This is a genomic window from Melioribacter sulfuriphilus (assembly GCF_051488685.1).
GTDB lineage: Bacteria > Bacteroidota > Ignavibacteria > Ignavibacteriales > Melioribacteraceae > Melioribacter.
Genome location: NZ_JBPSEH010000001.1, coordinates 622,502 through 638,869, shown reverse-complemented (window position 1 = coordinate 638,869; position 16,368 = coordinate 622,502). Strand labels below are relative to the sequence as shown.

Here is a 16,368-nt window from a genome sequence, read left to right as displayed (position 1 = left end):
GACATTATTGTGTTATAGCTATAACTTACAAAACGATTAAAAGGGGATTAAATGAAAAAAGCCGTGTATCTGCCTTTGTTGTTTTTTCTTATATCAATTGTTTCTTGCAATAAAGAAAATCCGTTTGAACCCGATATTGAAATTATAAAAAAATACGAGATTGTTTTTGTTTCCGACAGAGACTACAGCGGAGAAACTAATCTGGAATTGGGAAACAAAACGGAACTTTATACCACTGGACTCGACAGCATTTCCCAGAAACGATTGACTTTTAATCAAACCTGGGATTTCGATCCGATTTATTCTCCAGATGGTTCTAAAATTCTATATACTGCTTTCGATAACTCATCAAATTCTAATATTGTATTGTACGACCTTGCAACTAAAACGCAAAAAATACTGAGCGAGGGCAGAGAACCTGTTTTTTCGAAAGATGGGAGTAAGATTGCATTTTTGTATGACGAAAGCATTGCTCTTATAAATAGCAACGGAACAAACAGAATTAAATTAAATTTACCCGAAGGAAAACCACGCTCGATTAATTTTTCCCCCGACGGCAGCAAATTGATTTTCATTTTACAGAACAACAATACTTCTGATATCTATACAGTAAATATAGACGGATCGAATTTGAATAAACTTACCGACAATGAAGATTATGAGGTTTTGTGCAATTATTCTCCGGATGGTTCAAAAATTATTTCTGTCGCTTATAAAAATTCAGTGGCTCAAATTTTTATTATGAATAACAACGGCTCTAACAGAAATCAATTGACAAATACAACCGAATGGAACAATAAACCTCTATTTACTCCCGATGGTAAAGAAATTATCTTTGTCAGTAATAGAAACGGCAGGTCTGAAATTTTTGTGATGAATTCGGATGGTAGCAATCAAAGGCAGCTCGTAAGCTTTTCTGATTTTGCAGACAGTCCCGTAATTTCTTCCGATGGCAAAATAGTCTGTATTACGGTGGATAATGGATTGAAGAAAAACCTCTGGTTTTTTAATAGAGAAACCGGTCAACTCCACGAGATGCCCGGTTTCAATGCAAATAATTTTTCGGCCAACTTTAAGCCGTTTTCTGAATAATAATTATTTTATTCTGATATAATCCATATCAAACATCAAAGCTTCCGAACCGTCAGGCAGGACGTTATACATTTCGAATTTATGGTTGTCGTCGTCAATTATTTTTGTAACGGACTTAATTTTTGAATCCTTTCCAGTGGCGGGATCGACAGTTGTACCATAATAAGTAATTGTTTTTGTGGTTTCGTCGAACTTTCCGTTTAACACTGTCACGCCAGTTCCCATATTGTCGATCCAGATACTAATAAATTCTTTTTTTGCATTGTCGTAGGCATCAATACCAATTCCCTCCATTGCCATTCCCATCATGTCGCTATGGAAGGTCGATTTCAGGTATCTGCCACCCATGATCATTTCAAATTTGGCTGTTCCTTCGCTTTTCATTTCTTGACCGCCCTGACCTTTCATGGTCATTACAGTTTTCCAGTCGCCTGCCATCGAGGAAAGCATCTCGTGCATCGGACCCGGTGTCATATATTTCATCCAGGCTTCCATGGCTGCCGGATCGTCCTGTCCGTATGAAACTCCTGATAAAAATACGATTATTGATAAAAATGAAATTAGTTTTTTCATGGTATTCCTTTCGTTGTTTAAAATGATAGTTAACTTAGTTAATATAATCTCCAAAAAAAAGAAAAATATAAGTGCAACTATTCAATTTAAAATAGAAATTGTGTATGTTAATTACTGTTCAAAAAGGGGCTTAGAGATGATTAGGAAGATATTTGCAACTCTCGCTTTATCTTTAACAATTTGTTCGTGCACCGTGTTAATGCTGAAGCCTGCGGATTTTTCCTGGCCGATCGAATCGGTTCTTAATGTCGACGAAAATGGATATGTGCACGAAAAACGTCATTCGTTTTCGATAAATGTAAATCCTCTTTTCTTTGAAGAAACAGGGGATTCGTCGAATACAGTTAATAAACAAGTGCGTATAATAAGAGATTTAGAAGGATACTATTATATAACGTCGCAAGGATTTAAAAATATCTACTTGTTTTTCCCGACTGAAAGAGGTATGAAGCTGTTCAAAAAAATAAATGTTTATACCGATAAAACTCTCGAAAATCCAGCTATGAATCAGCGTCAACCTTACATTGAATTGATTGACAATCAAGAAAAATTTCTTCTCAATAAAAATGGCATAGTGAGGTAGTGATGAAAAAGTTTATAGTAATTTTTACATTAATACTTACTGCATACAATAATTACTTCTGCCAGTCGGATTATGAAATTGTGCAGTCTTTCCAGCAAAAGTACAACCTTTTGATGGACCAAATAAAAAAAGCCGAATCGCTCGACGACTGCAATTCGATACATGCACGGGCTAAAGAACTATACCAAGAATATTCAAAACATTCCTCATTGCTCGATAACTCACTTTATCCGGAAAGTTTCGAATCTTCTTTCGAGAAACTTTTTAATGCAATCTCTCTCCGTCAAAATGAATTCACACAGATTACGGAATTGAAAACCGAAATTGTGAATCTTAAAACCGAGCTGACAGAGCTTAATGAAAAAAACAAGGACTTGTTGGCAAGAATAACTATATTGCGGCGCCAGGTTGATAAAGATGCAGCCACAATCGCTGCTCTTAATAATATGATTGCACAGTTGAAAAGCAATCTGGAAAAAAGAGACCTTTTAATACGCGATATTATTGATTCGCTTATTCTGGATTTTGCCCAGATTCCAGCTACTTTGAACGAAGCGGAAAAGGTCTCCTACAGAATGAAAATAGATAATGCCGAGTTGTTCTTTAATATAGAGAGGACATTGATGGATAATATCCAGTTTATGAAAGTTACCGAACTAAAACCGGAAGACCTTGCTGAAATTAAGGAACATCAGGTGGAATTTAATAAACAGTGGAAAAGAATATCGCCAAAACTGAGCGAGATTTATCTCGACAAGAAAGAAAAAGAAGTACAGCTGGCAACTATAAATGACCTTTTTTACGAATGGAGGAGCAGAATCGATAAAGAAATATGGAACTCGATTTATACTGAATTCCGATCCAGAGAATTACCCGTTCTGCCTTTCAATAATGGCGAGGAGTTTGTCTACAGTATCAAATCATTCGTAGAAGATGAAATAAAGAATATGGAAATTAAAGGAAAAGACAAATCGTACGAGGTTTTTAAGACTTTTAGCGATACAGTATATTATGAAAAAGTTCTTCCTGAATGGATTCCCATTTTGATCGATAACAATATGATTACTGAGGCGGATAAAGATTCGATAGAAGCCCAATTAATGAAGTGGAAAAATAAATTAGGCCCCGAAGAAGAATTCAAATGGTTTTACTTGGTGGCCATTTTGTTAGTGGCTGCTCTGGCGGGATATTTCATATACTACAGGAGACGTAAAACTTACGGATTGGATAACTCGTCGATATAAATTCGCGGTACACGAGTGTTTATGCCGGTTAGAATTTCATAGGGAATTGTTTCTGCCCAGGAGGCAAGGTCATCAACCGTTATTTCGCAATTGCCTTGTTTGCCAATCAAAATAACTTCGTCTCCGTTGTATGCGGAATCTTTTTCGATGTTCACTACAATTTGATCCATTGAAATGGTTCCGATAACTGGATATTTCTTTTTGTTGATTATCACATGAGCTTTATCGCTCATTCTTCTCATGTAACCGTCGCCATAACCGACGGGAACAGTAACTGCTCGTACATCTCTGCTGGCAACCCATTTTGAGCCATATCCCACAGGATGACCTGCTTTAATTACTTTAAAGTAGATGACGAGTGATTTCCATGTAAGAGCGGGTTTGACTTCGATGGTTCTCTTTGTTTTATCAGAAGGATAAACACCGTAAAGCATAATGCCTGGTCTTACCATGTCTAAATTTGCCTCGGGCAGTTGAAGTATTCCCCCAGAATTTGAAATGTGCCTTATGATTGGACCGTAATTGAGGTGTTCGAAATAGTCGATTGCCTGCTTGAATCTGTCGAACTGTAGTTTTGTGTAGTCAATATTACCATTGTCGGCATTGGCAAAGTGGGAATAGATGCCTTCTATTTCAATATTCTTCAATTTCACTACTTCGTCAAAGAATTTGTCGGCATTGAAATAATGAACACCAATTCGTTCCATGCCTGTATCGATTTTAAGATGCACTTTAGCTTTTATATTTTGTTTGCTGGCTTCGTAATCAATCTGGCGCGCTTTGTCGATAGACGATGCAGTCATGGTGAGATTGTATTTGAGAAAAGTTGGTATTTGATTCCCCCAGATGCCGCCGAGAACGAGTATTGGCATTTTAATTCCCTGTCGACGCAATAGTATTCCTTCTTCCAGGAATGCCACACCCAGATAGTCGGCTCCTTCTTTCTCAAGAGTCTGTGCTATCTTAATCAATCCATGCCCGTAAGCATTGGCTTTGAGTATCGGCATTACTTTCGAAGGCTTGACAGCCTCTTTGATTTTGTGGAAATTTTCTTTTATGATTTTCAGATTGACGACCACATGCGTAGGTCTAATGACCTTATCCAAACTAATTACAGCGTGGTTTTCCATAATAAATTTTTTTTATTTGTAGAGTAAAAATAAGATTTATTGTTAAAGAATGTAATTGAAAACTGCGAGGATTTTAGCATGGAGATTCCATTTGTAGAATTAATCGGTTATGTCGCCTCAATGATGGTTGCAGTATCATTAATGATGAGTTCGATTGTAAAACTCAGAATTATAAACTTCGTTGGCTCCTTAATTTTTACTATTTATGGTATAATAATCAACGCTTACCCAGTAGCTCTTGTAAACGGATTTGTGGCAATCGTTAATATCTATTACCTGGTTGAAATATTTTCCAGAAAAGAATACTTTGATATTCTCGAAGTAAAACACGACTCGGGGTTCCTCGAATATTTTTTGAAATTCCATGAAAAAGATATTAGAAAATTTATTCCTACTTTTAATTTCAAACCTCAGCCTGATTGGACGATCCTGTTTGTACTGAGAAATTCAGTTCCTGCAGGAATTATTTGTGCGGAATCTCTATCCGACGGTTCACTCTCAGTTAAGCTCGATTATGTTATTCCCGGTTATCGCGATTTTAAAGTGGGCAAGTTCGTCTTTCAAAATTTTTTCAGGAATAGAAATGTAAAGAAAATAATAAGCGATCCTGGCAACAAAGTGCATCGGAAGTATTTGAAAAAAATGGGATTCGTTGAAACTGCAGAAGGCAAATACGAACTTAATCTAATGGATTGAAGTTGGAAATAGATATTATTTACGAAGACGATTCTCTGATAGCGGTAAACAAGCCGGAGGGAATAGCTGCAATTCCTGAAAGCAATAACATGGCTATAAATTTATACAAGATGTTATCAGAAAAATATGGGCGTAAAATTTATGTAGTACATCGACTCGACAAAGAGGTAAGCGGTATCATTATTTTTGCGTTTAATAGCGAGACACACAGAGAATTGAATCTCCTTTTTGAGAGTAGAAATGTTCAGAAAACATATAAGGCTCTTATTATCGGAAAGCCTGAAGCAGACGAAGGAATAATCAATTATCCATTACGACAATTTGGCTCGGGTCGAATGGGGGTTGACCACGAGAAAGGAAAGCCATCTGAAACTTATTACGAAGTTTTGAAATATTATAATGGTCACGCGCTTGTTAAATTAAATCCACTTACTGGAAGGCGCCATCAACTAAGGGTGCATATGTACTCGATTGGCTGTCCGATTGCCGGCGATTTGAAATACGGGAATCGTGAAGTTCAAAAAAAATATCCTCGCCTTATGTTACACGCCGAATCGATTAGATTTGACTACGGGGGCAAGTCTTACCGGTTAAGGGTTGATTTGTCTGATTCGTTCAATCGAGTACTGGAAAATATTAACACTAATTTTATTCTTTGATTCCCTATCAATTCTCTTCTTTTTACTAATTTTGTAAGTTAAATAGAGGATGCTTTATGATTGACCCAAAAATTTTCTACAGGAAACTCGATTCTCTGTTAGCAAAAATTGGCACCGAAAAATCGGGCGAGGATTTCCTTTTTACGATTGTACAGGAGCTCGAAAAGACATTCGGTGAAGATTTACATATCTGCAATGGTCGAATATATGTTGAGCAGGATGATAAATTTGTGCTCATATCGCCCAAAGAAAACAAGAAAAATTATTTAACTGAAATTCCAGTTGATTCAGAACCCTTGCAAGCCCTGCTTAAATCGAAAACTTATATTTTCGACAATCCGAATTTTACAATCGATCCTTCGGTTTTTTTGAAAAAAGATTACAGAATACCTGCCGCACTAAGCGTTAAAAGTCCGGACAACGTATGGTTATTTGTTTTCGAACTCAAGAGCGGGTGGATTCGTGAAGAAATTGAATTTTGTTTTAATGCAGTAAGAACAGTACTGAATTATCGTTTAACGTCCGAAGCAGTTAAAAGTGAAATGGAACAGGCAGCTCAAATACAGCAAAGTTTAATACCGGTAAACATACCTGATGTGAAAGGATTGCAAATAGCTGCACGTTCGGTGCCAGCTGAATTGGTTGGTGGGGACTTTTATGATTTTTTTGATTTCGACGACGATGTATTTGGTGTATGTGTGGGCGACGCTAGCGGTCATGGATTGCCAGCAGCACTTCTCGTACGTGATGTTGTAACAGGGTTGAGAATGGGGCTCGAAAAACATCTGAAAATGGTTTATACTTTTAAAAAACTAAATAATGTCATTTACCGAAGCGTTTATGCAACCAGTTTTGTCTCACTCGTTTATGCCGAAATTGAAAAGAACGGAAATATTCTCTATGTAAATGCTGGCCATCCTTCGCCATTAATTTACGATGGCAAGGAATTTAGAGAAATGCAGTCAACGGGACTGGTCTTTGGCGCTTTGCCTGAAATTGAACTTCAAAGAGGTTATGCTTTTTTGAAGCCAAACGATCTGATGGTGCTTTACAGTGACGGTATAATCGAGAGAAAAAACGGAAAGCAAAATGATTTCGATATTACAGGCCTGAAAAAAATCATTCAACAACATTACGATAAAACACCCGATCAAATAGTCGAAATAATATTTGATACGCTTTACGTCTACGGCGGGAAGAAAGATTGGGAAGACGACGCTACAGTGGTTGTAATTAAAAGAATATCATAAAAAAGTTAATGAAAAAAAGACGAAGTGCTTAAAGAAAAGCTAAGAGTCCTTAATACAAAAAAAATTCTCGACTACGATTATACGACTTATGTGATTTATTCTGTTATTATGGGAATTGTGGTGGGATTTGCAACTGTAACATTCCACGAATCGATTGATTTTTTCAATGAGCTTTTTTTCAAACAAACCACTGGCGGACTCTATTTTCTTGGAGCAGCGGCTGTAATTGCTTTGCCGGCAATCGGAATGTTAATCCAGAGCTTGATGATTTATGGTGCGCCTGAGATTGCAAAGAATCGAGGAGTGGTCGAAGTTATCAAAGCCGTTGCAACGAAGGGATATCGGATACCACTGCGCAATACAATTTTCCACTTTATTGCCCCTGTAATTAGTATCGGTTCCGGTAATACAGTAGGGCCCGAGGGGCCGGCGGCACAACTGGGCGGGGGTTTGGCAAATAAACTTGCATATCTTTTCAATCTCTCTGAAACGAAACGAAAGGTTTTGACGGCGGCCGGCGCAGGTGCGGCAATAGCTGCTATCTTTAACACTCCCATGGGCGGCATTTTTTTTGCTCTGGAAATCGTACTTTTAAATGAATTTTCCACTTCAACTTTTCCGGCACTCATCCTTTCCTCGGTTACTTCGAGCGCCGTGTCGCGCGCGTTTTTAGGCAATAAATCGATTTTTATATTCCACACCCCTCTGGTAGGCGACTATCTCAGTCTTTATTATTACGCAATACTCGGAGTACTGGCTGGAATTTTATCGCTCTCTTTTATAAGGTATTCAAATTTGCTCGACAATTTTATCACTAAAAAAATATTGAAAAAAATACCCCGCTGGGTGTTAATGACTTTTGTAGGTCTAATAGTTGGAATATCGGGTTATTTTTATAAAGATATTTTCGGAATTGGTTATAATGGCATAAATCATATCCTTTCGAGTTCTCTTGCCTGGCAGGTTGTTGCAGCACTGCTGATTCTGAAATTTTTATTGGTTCCATTGGTGTTAAACTCTGGCGGATTTGGGGGAATATTTGCTCCTTCGTTGTTTATGGGTGCCTGCCTTGGATTCCTTTACGGCACGGGTTTGAATTATTTACTTGGCTATCAATTTGATACTACCGCATTTGTATTGGTAGCAATGGGAGCGGTTCTTGGAGGGATAAATTTCATTCCTATCTCTGCTATCCTTATCATTTTCGAAATGACAAAAGATTATTCCTTTATACTACCATTGATGCTGGCTGTTGTTACAAGCACAATGATTGTTCAAATTATCTTGAAAAAATCGATTCACGAACGACATCTCGAAAAACAAGGCTACAGGGTTTCGTCTAAGGGAGAAATTAATTTGCTAAAATCGCTGACTGCAAAACAAGTTATGAAAAACGATATAGTTTTGGTAAAAGGAGATACGCCTCTGCCGGAAATTGTAAAACATCTAATTGAAAGTACACATACTACTTTTTACATGATTGACGATAACGGAAAAATCACTGGTACAATTACCGAAGCTGAACTAAGACCCATAATAACTGAGTACGAACATATAAGGAATGTTCTCGTGGCAAGAGATGTGGCTTCTTCTTCGGTTACCTTAATTCGAGAAGATGAAACACTCGATAGTGTGCTTAAAAAATTCGAAGCAAAAGACGCCGATGAATTTCCAGTGGTCAGCAATTCAGACGTGAATAAAATTCTCGGTACTATCAGTCGCCAAGATGTAATTTCGGCTTATAATAAAGAAAGTCTAAAAACTAATATTGTGGAAGGTCTGTCGCACGAGCTTTTGACCGTATCAAAAATTAAAAAGACACAGGTGTTTGAAGGCTATTCTATACTGGAAAAAACAGCTCCTCCTGAATTTGTTGGTAAATCGCTCGTAGAACTTAAAATTAGAAGTCGTTATGGATTGGAAGTACTCGTTGTTAAAAAAACTAATTCGCCCTTTGATGAAAATGAAAAAGAGGTTATTGTCCCTGATCCCAATTATATAATTCAGGAAGGCGACGAACTGATCTTATTCGGTGGCGACGATAAAATTGAAGCAGCTCTTAAATGGTAAACTATGACCAATGGAATACTTTTAACGCGGTTATTATAAAAAGTAAGACGGAGATGTTCCAGATCAGCTACTTCCCACACTAAATCTGTTTTATTGAAATCGTTCTTGAACATAAATGATGGCTGGAGAAATTAATTACAGGGTAGATAAATATTTTTGCATTTATGTTATGATAATTGCTATTCGATTTATGCCATACCTTTTCTCGAAGCACTTCCTGCCATGCCAGAAATAGAAAGAGTTGCTTGAGATAATTCCAATAATGTTACTGGTAAAATCCTGACGGTTGAAAATAAGTTTTCCGTAGTAATTTTTAATTTACTACCTGAATTAAAAGTTTGATGGTTATTGCATTTTAATGAATAATATTATATCTGTTACTGTTCGATTAAATTGCATTATGTTAAAATCCGTGATTAGTTAACATATAATTTTATGTGAGAGTTATGTCGAATGTTAAATTGCTTTCAGCTGTAATTATATTTTGTTCTATCTGTTCCTGCATACAGCAGGAAAAATATACCAGCGTGAATCTCAATATACCCGAGCCATCCGGTCTGGAATATGACGCGGTGGAGAATAAACTCTGGACAGTGAGCGACGAAACCAACTGTATTTATCTCTTAAACAGAGACGGAGAGATTCTGAAAAGGATAGAACTTCCCGACAAAGATCTTGAAGGTATAGCTCTTGTTAACGACTCGACACTTGCGGTTTTGAGCGAGGAAAGACGTAAAATAGTTTTCGTCTCTAAAAACGGTAGCATAATCGATAGAAAGTCCGCATTCAACAATGGAATCTTTAATAACGGACCTGAAGGTATAGCCTATGATCGGAATAATAAAACTTACTGGTTGGCAAACGAAAAAAATCCTGCAATGATTATAAAATATGATAGTCTTTTCAACGAAATCGAAAGAAAAGAAATTGATTTTGTAAGAGACATATCGGGTTTGTGTTACGATGGCACTGATAACTGCCTGTGGATGATAAGCGACGAAGACAAAAAAATATTTAAGCTCGACATGAAAATGAATATAATGGAATCGTTCGATACTAATGTAATTCAGATGGAAGGTGTGGCAATCAATCATAATGACAATGTGATATATATTATTTCCGACAGGGAAGAAAAACTTTACAGGTTCAAGATAAAATGAAAGAAATTGGATGGACTAAGGAAAAAGTAATGCATCTCCTTTTGTCGAAAAGGAATGAAAAGAATAAAACAGGGATGGCAAGATACGGTATTAACGTTGAAAAGGCTTTTGGTGTTAGCCTGAATGAATTAAGAGACATTGCGCGACGGATTGGCAAGAATCACGAATTGGCTAAAGAATTGTGGGAATCGGGATATCACGAAGCCCGTCACCTGGCTGTCTTGATTGAGGAATTAGATAAGGTGACCAAAAAGCAGATGGAAAAATGGGTCCACGACTTCGACTCGTGGGATTTATGCGACGGAACTTGCATACATCTTTTCCGAAAAACACCGTTTGCTAACGATAAAATAAATCGCTGGATGAAAAACGATGAAGAATTTGTGCGGCGAGCTTCATTTACACTAATAGCCACTCTTGCTCTTCACGATAAAAAAGCGGACGATGTGACCTTCATTAATTATTTAAGTGACATCAAGCGCTATTCGTACGACGAAAGAAATTTTGTGAAAAAGGCTGTCAACTGGGCTCTTCGACAAATTGGAAAAAGAAACATAAACTTAAATAGGCTGGCAGTTCAAATTGCACAGGAACTGAAGAATTCCAACACGAAATCTGCCCGATGGATTGGAAGCGACGCTTACAGAGAATTAACAAAACCCGAAACTATTAGGAACTTAAAATAGACAGCTCTTTCCTTTTAAATAATTTGTAGTCGGAAGTCGGACGCTTAAATAATATTATTCCTCTACTTCAAGATTGACAAGTTTAGCCGTCACTCCAGCTAACAGGTTTAGTTTTCTTTCGAGTTCTGTTTTCTTTTCGTCTTCTCCCACGAGTTCGAGCATTATCAAACCCGTATCAGAACAATTCTCAAGAACGCCATCGTGAATGCCAAGTCGAGTTTTAATCATACATCCCCAGGCGGTTAGTATCTGTTGCACTTTGATGGCTTCTTCTTTCCTTTTACCTACAAGCACAAGTAAAATAGATTTTTTCATAACAACCTCTGATGGTACTAAAAAAAGAATTACGTATACAAATAAATAAAATAAAAAACAATGAATCAAGAATTTGCATAATTATGCATAATTATGTATAATTATACTTCAGAAATGGAGAAATAAGTGATTAATGTTTCGATAGCTGGTGCCGCGGGATATTCGGGAGCAGAATTAATTAAATTACTGCTGCGGCATCCTGAAGTCAAAATAGATAAACTCTTCGGCTATTCAACGGCTGGAAAGAAAATAGACGAAGTCCATCCGTCTTTTAGATATCTGCTTTCAAAAGAAATAGTCCCTTTTGAGACAATGTCGTTAAGTGATACGGATATTTTGTTTGTTGCTCTTCCTTCTGGAGAAGCCCAGTCGATTGTTTCGGAAGCGTATAAAAAGAACGTAAAAGTGATTGACATTGGTGGCGATTTCCGATTAAAGGACGTGAATCTTTATAAAAAATATTATAAACACGAGCACTTAAATCCTGAATTGCTGGATGAAGCAGTTTACGGACTGCCGGAATGGAATACAAGTGAAATTAAAAAAGCGAAAATTATTGCAAATCCGGGCTGTTATCCAACGAGCGTTCTTCTGCCATTAATTCCGCTGCTTAAAGAAAAACTTATCAAACCGGATTTTATTTCAATAAATTCATACAGTGGTACATCGGGAGCAGGAAAATCGGTAAACCTTTCGATGATTTTCACAGAAGTCAACGAAAATGTGAGAGCATATAAAGTGGGTAATCATCAGCACATTCCGGAAATAGATTTTTATCTACAAAAGTTTGGTAATGTCGCTACCGCTTTCACTTTTGTGCCGCATCTTATGCCAATTACAAGAGGTATATATACAACAATTCATTGTAAAACAAATAAATCGACAGATAGACTGGAAGTCGAGAAAGTTTATAAAAAATATTATTCCGATAAGCCTTTTGTTCGATTAATAGACGATGGAATTCCAGAAATTAAAAATGTTGCTTATACTAATTTTTGTGATATTGGATTCAGTATTGCTGGTAATGATCTGATTATTATGTCCGCCATCGACAACCTCATCAAAGGCGCTGCAGGCCAGGCTATTCAAAATATGAACTTGATTTTTAATTATGATCAAACATTGGGATTGTTATGAATGAAAATAAATATGTGGAAATAACATCGGATAAAGAAATGAAATACGGAATAACTGCGCCGATGGGTTTTCTGAGTGCAGGCATTCATTGCGGCATAAAGAGATACAAAAAGGATCTTGCACTTATTATGTCTGAAGCCCCGGCTACCGCAGCGGCAATTTTTACTCAAAACAAAGTTCAAGCCGCCCCTGTTTTGCTATCTAAAGAGCATCTAAAATCAAACGACAAATTTCGTGCAATTATTATTAACAGCGGCAATGCAAATGCCTGCACGGGCGAACGTGGTATGCGTGATGCAATTCAAATGGCTTTTTTAACAGCTTCAAGACTGCATATTAAACCAGAAGAAGTATTCGTCTCGTCAACGGGAGTTATAGGCGAGCCACTTCCGATGGAAAAGATAAGAAATGGCATCGATAAGATAGTTGAAGTCCTTTCTGAAAACGAAGGGATTGCCGCTGCTGAAGCAATTATGACTACAGATACTTTCCCAAAATTTACTTCGATAAAATTTGATGTCAATGGGAAAACAGGTACAATCGGTGGCATAGCAAAAGGTTCGGGAATGATTCATCCCAATATGGCGACAATGCTGGCTTTTATTACGACGGATGTGCAGATCGAAAAAAATTATTTTCAAAATTTATTAAAGAAAACAGCCGACAGAACCTTTAACAGAATAACAGTCGACGGCGATACAAGTACAAACGATATGGTGATTGCATTGGCAAACGGATTATCGGGAGTTGAAATAATAGAAGGAGACGTAAGTGCACAAGTTTTTGAAAATGCACTCTTCGAAGTGATGAAAAAACTCGCTACCGATATTGTTAAAGATGGTGAAGGCGCTACAAAACTCATTGAAATAATAGTTGAAGGAGCACTAAACAATAACGATGCATTGAAAGCCGCTTGTAGCGTTGCTAAATCTCCCCTCGTTAAAACTGCTATTCATGGCGAGGATGCCAACTGGGGCAGAATTTTAGCCGCTGTCGGTTATTCTGGAATTACATTCTATCCCGATGATGCCGAGATTTACATTAATGGAAAATGCATTCTCGGGAAGAACTATGAAGTAAAACTTTCGATGGAAGAAGCAAACAAAACCTTGAAATCGGATCAGATCGAATTATTGATTAAGTTGAATGAAGGTTCCGGTAAAGCAAATTACTGGACGTGCGATTTTTCGGAAGAATATGTTAAGATTAATGGGAGCTACAGAACATGACACTTCCTAAATACAGAAAAGAGGATGTACTTGTAGAAGCTCTGCCATACATACAGGAATTCGAAAATAAAACCTTTGTTGTTAAATACGGCGGCGCCGTAATGGAAGAAGAAAATCTTAAACAGATGGTAGCACAGGATGTTACTCTCTTACGTAAAATAGGTATCAATATAATTGTAGTTCATGGCGGTGGTAAAGAAATAACTTCACTTTCAAACAAACTCAATATAAAAACAAATTTTATAAACGGACAAAGATATACCGACCAGGATACAATTGGCGTTGTTCAGATGGTACTTGCCGGGCAGATTAATAAAGATATTGTAAGAAGAATAAATATGCACGGCGGCAGAGCTGTCGGAATTAGCGGTATTGACGGAAATCTGCTCGGTGTAAAAAAATATGAAAAAGAAGACCTGGGGCTCGTTGGTGAAATCGAAAATGTTAATGACCGTCTTCTTTCAAACCTGATGAAGGACGGCTACATGCCAGTCATTGCTCCTGTTGGAGTGGATTCCAGAGGAACAATTTACAACGTAAACGCAGATATAGCCGCCTGTTATATTGCAGGTGCAGTTACTTCATCTAAACTGGTATTTTTGACCGATGTCGAAGGTATTAAAGACGGCGATCGACTTTTGACTCATTTAACGCGCTCCGAAGCTCAGAATATGATCGAAGACGGGATTATTAGTGGCGGTATGATTCCCAAGGTCGAGTCAGCTTTCAGGGCGCTCGAAGCCGGTGTAAAAAAAGTTCACATTATCGACGGTAGAATTCCTCATGCGCTCCTGCTCGAAATTTTTACCAAAGAAGGCGTTGGAACAGAAATAGTCGATGAATAAACGAAGGAAAACAATGGGAAAGAAATTAGAGGAAATTCAAAAACGTCATTCATTAATTAAATCGATTATTACTTCGCAAGAAGTATTTAATCAGACTCAACTAGGTAAGATTTTAAGAAGTAAAGGCATTAAAGTCACGCAAGCTACTCTTTCCAGGGATTTAAACGAACTGGGCGTGGTGCGCGTACCCACGTCAAATGGACTTGTATATCAAATTAATCAGGAAGGAGGAGAAAGCGCCTTAAAAAATTATATAGCCGAAGAAGTCCTGTCGATTGATTTTAATGAATGTGTGATTGTGGTAAAAACATTTTTAGGGCGTGCTCAGGGAGTGGCTGTTCAAATTGACAAGGAAAACCTTCCCGATGTTTTAGGTACAGTAGCCGGTGACGATACGATTATCGTTATCCCAAAATCAATTAAGAACATTAAAAAAGTAGTTGAAGAATTAAAAACAATGTTAGGAATAGAAAAATGAGTAAACAAAAAATAGTAGTGGCTTATTCCGGTGGTCTGGACACATCTGTTATGGTCCACTGGCTCAAAAAAAACTATGACGCCGATATAATTACTTTTACAGGTAATCTGGGTCAGTCGAAAGAATTAGTCGGATTGGAGGAAAAAGCTCTTAAATCCGGCGCTTCTAAGGTTTATATAGAAGATTTAACTGAAGAATTCTTGACAAATTACGCTTTCCCGGCACTAAGGTCGGGTGCTCTTTACGAAAATGCATATCCAATGGCAACGGCTATTGGGCGACCATTACTGGCAAAATCACTCGTCGAGATAGCTCTGAAAGAAAATGCAACTATGGTAGCTCACGGCTGCACAGGGAAGGGAAACGACCAGGTCAGATTCGAAGTTTCTGTAGGCGCGCTGGCACCCGATCTTAAATGTATTGCACCATTGAGAACATGGGAATTTAAATCCCGCGAAGAAGAAATTGAATATGCTAAAGAAAATAATATTCCCGTAACAATTACCAAAGACAATCCTTATTCCATTGACGATAATATCTGGGGAACTGCAATTGAATGCGGCATTCTGGAAGACCCGATGCAGGAACCACCGGAAGATGCATACCTCCATACCGTCTCTCCCGAAAAAGCTCCCGACTATCCTGAAACTGTTACGGTCGAATTTGAAAAAGGAATTCCTGTTAAAGTAGACGGCAAAGAGTTAAGTTCGATAGAACTGGTTAATTACCTGAATGAAATTGGAGGTAAGCACGGAATAGGCAGAATCGACATGATTGAAAATCGATTGGTCGGAATTAAATCCCGCGAAGTTTATGAAGCTCCAGCTGCCTCGATTCTTCATTTTGCACATACTGAACTCGAAAGACTTACTCTCGATAAAGCTGTTATGCATTACAAGAATCTCGTCTCTCATGAATTTGCTAATCTTATTTATAACGGACTCTGGTTTACTCCATTGAGAGAATCACTCCAGGCTTTCGTCGATAAAACTCAAGAAAAAGTAACGGGTCTTGTTAAAGTTAAACTCTACAAAGGTACAATGAGAGTTGTCGGTAGAACATCTCCTTACTCTCTCTATGACCCTTCGCTGGCAACTTATACTATTGAAGATCAATTTGACCATAAAGCCTCGGAAGGATTTATTAAAATCTACGGATTGCCTTACAAAACAATCAACCGGGTCGAACAAAAATTAAGTGATAATAAAGTAACGGTGTGAT

General features: G+C 37.6%; 17 protein-coding genes. 14 read left to right on the top strand and 3 right to left on the bottom strand.

Features of this window, described 5'->3' with window-relative positions; all coding sequences use genetic code 11:
- The first annotated feature begins 51 nt into the window (after positions 1 to 51).
- Complete coding sequence (locus ACSSV9_RS02725) at positions 52 to 1,092, top strand: beta-propeller domain-containing protein (protein ID WP_437345682.1); 1,041 nt, start codon at positions 52 to 54, stop codon at positions 1,090 to 1,092.
- 3 nt (positions 1,093 to 1,095) lie between these two features.
- Here ACSSV9_RS02725 and ACSSV9_RS02720 read toward each other — a convergent pair whose 3' ends face one another.
- Complete coding sequence (locus ACSSV9_RS02720; protein WP_437345681.1) at positions 1,096 to 1,665, bottom strand: DUF1579 domain-containing protein; 570 nt, start codon at positions 1,663 to 1,665, stop codon at positions 1,096 to 1,098.
- 136 nt (positions 1,666 to 1,801) lie between these two features.
- Between ACSSV9_RS02720 and ACSSV9_RS02715 the strand changes: the two genes are divergently transcribed.
- Together ACSSV9_RS02715 and ACSSV9_RS02710 are read left to right on the top strand one after the other, a co-directional pair.
- Positions 1,802 to 2,248, top strand: a complete 447-nt coding sequence (locus tag ACSSV9_RS02715) for a hypothetical protein (protein ID WP_437345680.1) — start codon at positions 1,802 to 1,804, stop codon at positions 2,246 to 2,248.
- Positions 2,249 to 2,250: 2 nt separating this feature from the next.
- Positions 2,251 to 3,492 carry a coiled-coil domain-containing protein gene (locus ACSSV9_RS02710; protein ID WP_437345679.1) on the top strand — a complete coding sequence of 414 codons (1,242 nt, stop codon included), beginning with the start codon at positions 2,251 to 2,253 and terminating at the stop codon, positions 3,490 to 3,492.
- Here ACSSV9_RS02710 and alr read toward each other — a convergent pair.
- Positions 3,465 to 4,622, bottom strand: a complete 1,158-nt coding sequence (gene alr / locus ACSSV9_RS02705; protein WP_437345678.1) for an alanine racemase — start codon at positions 4,620 to 4,622, stop codon at positions 3,465 to 3,467. The genes ACSSV9_RS02710 and alr overlap by 28 nt on opposite strands.
- A 78-nt stretch (positions 4,623 to 4,700) precedes the next feature.
- On the opposite strand from alr, the gene ACSSV9_RS02700 reads away from it, so the two are divergent.
- The 6 genes from ACSSV9_RS02700 to ACSSV9_RS02675 all read left to right on the top strand — a co-directional run bounded on the left by ACSSV9_RS02700 (position 4,701) and on the right by ACSSV9_RS02675 (position 11,143).
- Complete coding sequence (locus ACSSV9_RS02700) at positions 4,701 to 5,318, top strand: hypothetical protein (protein WP_437345677.1); 618 nt, start codon at positions 4,701 to 4,703, stop codon at positions 5,316 to 5,318.
- Between the two features lie 2 nt (positions 5,319 to 5,320).
- Entirely contained in the window at positions 5,321 to 5,977 is a 657-nt protein-coding gene (locus ACSSV9_RS02695; RefSeq protein WP_437345676.1) for an RluA family pseudouridine synthase, read from the top strand.
- Positions 5,978 to 6,033: 56 nt separating this feature from the next.
- Positions 6,034 to 7,227 (top strand): PP2C family protein-serine/threonine phosphatase, encoded by a 1,194-nt coding sequence (locus tag ACSSV9_RS02690; protein ID WP_437345675.1) that lies wholly within the window; start codon positions 6,034 to 6,036, stop codon positions 7,225 to 7,227.
- Positions 7,228 to 7,251: 24 nt separating this feature from the next.
- Positions 7,252 to 9,297: a chloride channel protein gene (locus tag ACSSV9_RS02685; protein WP_437345674.1), complete on the top strand. Its 2,046-nt coding sequence runs from the start codon at positions 7,252 to 7,254 to the stop codon at positions 9,295 to 9,297.
- Positions 9,298 to 9,743: 446 nt separating this feature from the next.
- Positions 9,744 to 10,457 carry an SdiA-regulated domain-containing protein gene (locus ACSSV9_RS02680; RefSeq protein ID WP_437345673.1) on the top strand — a complete coding sequence of 238 codons (714 nt, stop codon included), beginning with the start codon at positions 9,744 to 9,746 and terminating at the stop codon, positions 10,455 to 10,457.
- A complete protein-coding gene (locus ACSSV9_RS02675) occupies positions 10,454 to 11,143 on the top strand; it encodes a DNA alkylation repair protein (RefSeq protein WP_437345672.1) in 690 nt (229 codons plus the stop codon). Before ACSSV9_RS02680 ends, ACSSV9_RS02675 begins: the two co-directional genes overlap by 4 nt.
- A 54-nt stretch (positions 11,144 to 11,197) precedes the next feature.
- Here the strand turns inward: ACSSV9_RS02675 and ACSSV9_RS02670 are convergent, their stop codons facing one another.
- Positions 11,198 to 11,458: a CPF_0552 family protein gene (locus ACSSV9_RS02670; RefSeq protein ID WP_437345671.1), complete on the bottom strand. Its 261-nt coding sequence runs from the start codon at positions 11,456 to 11,458 to the stop codon at positions 11,198 to 11,200.
- Positions 11,459 to 11,584: 126 nt separating this feature from the next.
- Here ACSSV9_RS02670 and argC point away from each other — a divergent pair, with 126 nt between their 5' ends.
- Genes argC through ACSSV9_RS02645 form a run of 5 tightly spaced genes read left to right on the top strand, consistent with a single transcriptional unit; the run spans position 11,585 to position 16,367 of the window.
- Positions 11,585 to 12,595 (top strand): N-acetyl-gamma-glutamyl-phosphate reductase, encoded by a 1,011-nt coding sequence (gene argC, locus ACSSV9_RS02665; protein WP_437345670.1) that lies wholly within the window; start codon positions 11,585 to 11,587, stop codon positions 12,593 to 12,595.
- Positions 12,592 to 13,824 (top strand): bifunctional glutamate N-acetyltransferase/amino-acid acetyltransferase ArgJ, encoded by a 1,233-nt coding sequence (gene argJ, locus ACSSV9_RS02660; protein ID WP_437345669.1) that lies wholly within the window; start codon positions 12,592 to 12,594, stop codon positions 13,822 to 13,824. Before argC ends, argJ begins: the two co-directional genes overlap by 4 nt.
- The gene (argB, locus tag ACSSV9_RS02655) at positions 13,821 to 14,669 is read left to right on the top strand and encodes an acetylglutamate kinase (protein ID WP_437345668.1); all 849 of its coding nucleotides are present in this window, start codon (positions 13,821 to 13,823) and stop codon (positions 14,667 to 14,669) included. The genes argJ and argB overlap by 4 nt, the downstream gene beginning before the upstream one ends.
- Positions 14,670 to 14,682: 13 nt before the next feature.
- Positions 14,683 to 15,147 (top strand): arginine repressor, encoded by a 465-nt coding sequence (gene argR / locus ACSSV9_RS02650; RefSeq protein ID WP_437345667.1) that lies wholly within the window; start codon positions 14,683 to 14,685, stop codon positions 15,145 to 15,147.
- Positions 15,144 to 16,367, top strand: a complete 1,224-nt coding sequence (locus ACSSV9_RS02645; RefSeq protein ID WP_437345666.1) for an argininosuccinate synthase — start codon at positions 15,144 to 15,146, stop codon at positions 16,365 to 16,367. The genes argR and ACSSV9_RS02645 overlap by 4 nt, the downstream gene beginning before the upstream one ends.
- Position 16,368: the final 1 nt, after the last annotated feature.